6 protein-coding genes are annotated in these 5476 nt (G+C 33.9%); all 6 read left to right on the top strand.

Annotated features, from left to right (window positions below):
- The first annotated feature begins 269 nt into the window (after positions 1–269).
- Positions 270–1364: a tRNA 2-thiouridine(34) synthase MnmA gene (gene mnmA, locus F6K06_RS05740; protein WP_275670461.1), complete on the top strand. Its 1095-nt coding sequence runs from the start codon at positions 270–272 to the stop codon at positions 1362–1364.
- Between the two features lie 128 nt (positions 1365–1492).
- Complete coding sequence (locus tag F6K06_RS05735) at positions 1493–2332, top strand: hypothetical protein (protein WP_287240383.1); 840 nt, start codon at positions 1493–1495, stop codon at positions 2330–2332.
- A gap of 122 nt (positions 2333–2454) precedes the next feature.
- Positions 2455–2850: a hypothetical protein gene (locus F6K06_RS05730; protein ID WP_124145893.1), complete on the top strand. Its 396-nt coding sequence runs from the start codon at positions 2455–2457 to the stop codon at positions 2848–2850.
- A 40-nt stretch (positions 2851–2890) separates the two neighbouring features.
- On the top strand, positions 2891–3028 hold the full coding sequence (locus tag F6K06_RS05725) for a hypothetical protein (RefSeq protein WP_161564612.1): 138 nt from the start codon (positions 2891–2893) through the stop codon (positions 3026–3028).
- A gap of 410 nt (positions 3029–3438) precedes the next feature.
- On the top strand, positions 3439–3921 hold the full coding sequence (locus F6K06_RS05720) for a DUF2656 domain-containing protein (RefSeq protein ID WP_124145892.1): 483 nt from the start codon (positions 3439–3441) through the stop codon (positions 3919–3921).
- Positions 3922–4422: 501 nt separating this feature from the next.
- On the top strand, positions 4423–5019 hold the full coding sequence (locus F6K06_RS05715; protein WP_240039060.1) for a macro domain-containing protein: 597 nt from the start codon (positions 4423–4425) through the stop codon (positions 5017–5019).
- The last annotated feature ends 457 nt before the right edge of the window (positions 5020–5476 follow it).

Genomic DNA, 5476 nt, shown 5'->3' with positions numbered 1-5476 from the left:
TAATTTTTTTCCTGCTTCCCTTTTCCTGGTTACTTCTTCTTTCTTTCTTACTTAAGATTAAGACAGAAAAATTAATAAATTTGATAATTTTGTGCAGTCTCATATATAGCAGTGGAAGGAAAGGTTAGGAAATATCGAGAACTTAAAACTCAGAGAAAGTAATTTTTTTCCTGCTTCCCTTTTTCCTCTTCCCTCTTCCCTCTTCCTTCTTCCTTCTTCCTTCTTCAAAAAATCTATAATGCAAGATAAATAAACTTAGTTTTGATTTTATAACCTCAAATTCAATGAATAAAATTATAGTCGGTCTTTCTGGTGGAGTTGATAGTTCCACAACCGCAGCAATACTACATCATCAAGGATATCAAGTTGAGGGTTTAACTCTTTGGTTAATGAAAGGAAAAGGTCAATGTTGTTCCGAGGGAATGGTCGATGCCGCTCATATTTGTGAACAGTTAGGTATTCCCCATCATATTGTGGATAGTCGCGATCTATTTCAGGCAAATATTGTTGATTATTTAGTAACAGGATACAGTGCTGGAATTACTCCACTACCTTGTTCTCAATGTAATAAAGCTGTGAAATTTGGCCCGATGCTGGCTTATGGTCGTGAAAAATTGGGTATTGACAAAATTGCCACGGGGCATTACGCACGAATTGATTATGATTCACAGAGCGATCGCTATCAATTAAAACGTGCTATTGACCGTAATAAAGACCAGTCTTATTTTCTGTACGATTTAACACAGGACTTATTAGCTGGTTCCGTATTTCCTCTAGGAAAAATGGTGAAAAGTGAAACCCGACGCATTGCAGCAGAATATGGTTTGAAAACTGCTGATAAACCAGAAAGTCAGGATTTATGTCTAGTGGAAGCTAGCGGTTCGATGCGGGCATTTTTGGATAAATATATTACTCCTCATCAAGGTGAAATAGTTGACCAAGAGGGACGAGTGTTAGGACTCCATGATGGTGTCCATCATTATACAATTGGCCAAAGAAAAGGTTTAGGAGTTTCGGCCCCTCATCCTTTATATGTAATTGATTTAGACCCAGTGATGAATCGGGTAATAGTGGGCGATCGCGACAGTGCGTCAAAAATGGAGTCCACTGTGAAGTTAGTTAATTGGGTTTCTATTGTCCCACCAACTATACCTATACGAGGGGAGGTGCAAGTGAGATATCGTAGTTTACCTGTAGCAGCAAATATTATTCCTTTGGGTATTAATGAGGAGAAACCACAGGATGGTTTTCGAGTTAAGTTAATGTTTGAAGAGGCAGTTTTTGGTATAACTCCTGGACAAGCTGCTGTTTGGTATGAGGGAGATATTTTGTTAGGTGGAGGGATAATTGAAAAGGAGGAGTAAGTGTTAGTTTGTTGTCTGGATTTTAGTTGATTATTGAAGTTGAAAATCCAGACGACTAAATTATCTATTAGCAGATTTCTTAAATTTTGCTTTGTGGGAATTTTTTTAAGGGTAAAACTAGAATAAATATGGGTTCCTCTGGAATTTTTTTGACGGTCGGAGGGGAAAATATAGAAATAGTAAATTTTCCATCAGTGGGTTTCCCAGATTTTGCCGAACTGCCAATTTTTTCAGGGGATCAAGTCAGAGTAAGCATGAGTTTATCTGAAGATTTGTTGATGGTCAGAAGGGAAAATTCAGGAGTAGTAGATTTTCCATCATTGGGTTTCTCAGATTTTGCTGAACTGCCAATTTTTTCTGAAGATAAGGTCAGGGTAAGCATGATTTATTCTGGAAATTTTTTGATGGTTAGAGGGGAAAATTCAGGAGTAGTAGATTTTCCATCATTGGGTTTCTTAAATTTTGTCGAACTGCCAATTTTTTCAGGAGCTAAAGTCAAAGTAAGTCTAATTTTCTCTGAATATTTCTTGATGCTCAAAGGTGAAAATCTAGAAATAGTAAATTTTCCATCAGTGGATTTCTTAAATTTTGTCGAACTGCCAATTTTTTCAGGAGCTAAAGTCAGAGTAAGTCTGATTTTCTCTGAATATTTCTTGATGCTCAAAGGTGAAAATCTAGAAATAGTAAATTTTCCATCAGTGGATTTCTTAAATTTTGTCGAACTGCCAATTTTTTCAGGAGCTAAAGTCAGAGTAAGTCTGATTTTCTCTGAATATTTCTTGATGCTCAAAGGTGAAAATCTAGAAATAGTAAATTTTCCATCAGTGGATTTCTTAAATTTTGTCGAACTGCCAATTTTTTCTGAAGCTAAAGTTAGGGTAAGTATAGGTAAATCTGACAATTTTTTAATGCTCAGAGGCGAAAATCCGGAAATAGTAAATTCTCTATTGAAGTTTTTTAGGAGGTAAAACAAAAGTAAGTATGAGTTTGTAATTATAATTTGCTTGACTGTAAAATCTGTAAATTATAAGTATCGAATCATCAATCAACCTCTAAGATTTTTGTTAAAAGCTTTGCAGGAGGATTTTTTATGAATCAGTCTTCAGAAATTCAAGAATTCAAAAAATATAAACCACTACTTTACATTACCCCTAATAATAAATCTAGTTTACAACAATCTCTATCTTCAGCAATCACTACTGTAACTACTGAACAAGATAAAAATAAATTAAATAGTTTCAAATCAAATCCCTTAAGCATAAAAGAAGCTTTGATATATGGAGGTTTGTCAGCTTTACTTCCTCCTTTTAGTTATTTATTAATACCAGTAGTAACAGGAATTTTTGCTCGCCAACAAAATACTCAAGATAGCGAACAAGCAAAACTCGACGAAAATACAAAATTAGCTTTAAATGAATTTAATTTAGCTATGTTGGTCAGAATTTATTACAGAAACTCCTTACTCAGATATACCAGAATATTTTGACTTTCCTCCCGGTCATCCATTACCAGGAAAATTATATAGAGTGCATCCCTTAAAATCGAAAAGTAATAAATATATTCCTATAGAAGTATTTGACTCTTTACTTTATGCAGAAAGAGAAACTGAACTAATTCGCTTATTGGTAGATTTAGGAGCAACTCAAATAATAATTTTTGTCTAATATCAATTCCTCTGATTTATACGTTTTTATTGGAAATTTAGCCGTTGCTGATTCTGGGTATGATTTGATAATTTTATATTTTTAATTTTGTATTTTGGATGGTTTGAACTACTTGTTAATATTAACTGTTCCCTGTTTCCTATTCCTTATTCCCTACAAACCTACTTTCATACCTTAATTCAGCAATGCCGAAATTTATAGAGACATCAATTTTATCTATGTTTTTGATTTATGGTCTAATAGAATATATAGCAGTCGAAGGAAAGGGCGGGGACAAGTCAAAAGCTTAAAACTAAGACAACGTAAGATTTTTCCTTCCTCCTTCTTCCTTCTTCCTTCTTCCTTCTTCCTTCTTCCTTCTGCTATAAAATTGTGAATTAAAATTTCTAGAACATAGGATAAATAAAATAATGACGGAATCTAAAACTGGACGAATGTTGCTTTCCCATAATTTTGAACTCTCAGAAAATACCCTGCCTGAATTAAATAGGGAAGAATTTGCTCAAGTTTTCATTAATGGTTTAAGCAAATATCCACAACTTAAATGTCGGCAATTAAATCATCCTCATTGGATGGTAGAAATTTTATTTGAAAATCAAGTTTTTTCCCCACCTCAAGTTGGTAAAAAATGTGCTGAAGCTTTAATAGAAAAGCGAATAATTCAAAAAAATGACAAGGATTTAATTGTTGATGTTTTGATTCTGGGAGGTTTGAAAAAAACACCTCCATTAAGTGATTATCCTGATACTCTACAAACAGGAGAATGGGGTATTGATGTTGTAGAAACTCACTCAGCAGAAACTTTTCTCAATATCCTTAACTGGGATGAAAAAACTGCCGGAAAAACCATTGAAAATATTTTTAAAATAGAAATGAAAAATATTCTTAGTTAATTTATTTACTTAATCCATTTCTGCTTGAAAAGTTGTGCGAGGTATGTTTCACTCTTTAGTCAAAGTGGTAGATTCAAGATTGATAAAACTTACGCAAAAGACAAAAATATACACCATTTGTAGGAGTTAACGGCCGTTAACCCCTACAATATTTGGTGGTTATGCGTAAGTCCTGATTAAATAAAAAAAATGATTTAACAATTTGTTGAGGAAGAAATAGAAAATATGTTTGAGAATCAATTCAACGCCCGCAAAATCTGTCCAAAAATTATTTTTTAAGGCTGATATTTTTCCTTCTTCAAATTGAAAACCTATTGGGGTTATTGATAATTCTAAAGCTACCAGAATATAGACTAATATGAAACTGATTTTAGTTGCTCCAAATAGATCTTTATAGCAATGTGCGCTGGCATATTTACAAATTACAGTAACTGTCCAATAGCTAAAAGCCTGATATTATCGGTTTTTTTATTCCCCCTGTTGCCTGTTGCCTGTTGCCTGTTGCCTGCGCACAGCGCTATATATGATGCTTTTCAAGAACATTTCCATTATTTACCCAATCTAGAAATTATCAATAATTATTTCGAGACTGTACCAGAATATGACTGTTTAGTAAGTCCAGGAAATTCTTTTGGACTTATGGATGGTGGTATAGATGCAGCGATCGTCAAATATTTTGGTGATTTTTTAATGACTTCGGTTCAACAAAAAATATTAGATGAATATCTGGGCGAACAACCAGTTGGCACATCTACTATTGTCGAAACTGGTCATCCCCAACATCCTTTTCTTGCCCATACCCCCACTATGCGCGTACCTATGTCCATTGCTGGCACTGATACTCCTTATATCGCAATGTGGGCAATGTTACTGACAGTGCGACACCACAACCGTCAGCAAAAGCAACAAATTCAAAATGTTGTCTGTCCAGGTTTAGGTACAGGAATAGGAAAAGTTTCTTACCAAGAAGCAGCTAGACAAATGGCTCTTGCTTATGACCATTTTGTTTACCCGCCGAAATCAATTAACAATTTTATTGCTGCTGAAAGGCAACTCCAAATTTGGGAAGAGGGAGACTTGAAAAAAAGATATAGTTAAATTTATTACTATTATTTATAAGTTAGTTATTGATTTGGCTAGGCGATCGCTATTTTTAGCTACACTATGAAATGTTAATTTTAATTATATTAACTAATATCTTGTGGATGTAGTAATTTTATTTGAGTTGCGTCAAAGAACTGGTTGCTTTTAGGCTAAAGGCAGAGATAAACACCAACAGTTACTATTGGTAAATATAGCAGTCTCCGGAAAAGGTGCGGATATATCAAAAGTTTAAAATTCAGATAACCCAAGATTTTTCCTTGTTGTTTCTTCCTTCTGTGTAGAACTAGGAGAAACACCAACAGTTATTATTGGTAAATATAGCAGTCTCAGGAAAAGGTGTGGATATATCACTCATCTTAAAAATCAGATAACTCAAGATTTTTTCTTTTTATTTATTCCTTTTTCCTTGTTATTTATTCCTTCTGCATAGAACTAAGAGAAATACCAAAAT

Source organism: Okeania sp. SIO1H4, assembly GCF_010672695.1.
Classification (GTDB): domain Bacteria; phylum Cyanobacteriota; class Cyanobacteriia; order Cyanobacteriales; family Microcoleaceae; genus Okeania; species Okeania hirsuta.
Note: the sequence above shows the minus strand (reverse complement) of the source record. Positions and strands in the feature narration are given on the sequence as shown.

Excerpts from the sequence above, each read along its gene's own strand:
- F6K06_RS05730 (WP_124145893.1), top strand. The coding sequence starts at position 2,455 with ATGAATCAGTCTTCAGAAATTCAAGAATTCAAAAAATATAAACCACTA.
- F6K06_RS05735 (WP_287240383.1), top strand. The coding sequence starts at position 1,493 with ATGGGTTCCTCTGGAATTTTTTTGACGGTCGGAGGGGAAAATATAGAA.
- F6K06_RS05720 (WP_124145892.1), top strand. The coding sequence starts at position 3,439 with ATGACGGAATCTAAAACTGGACGAATGTTGCTTTCCCATAATTTTGAA.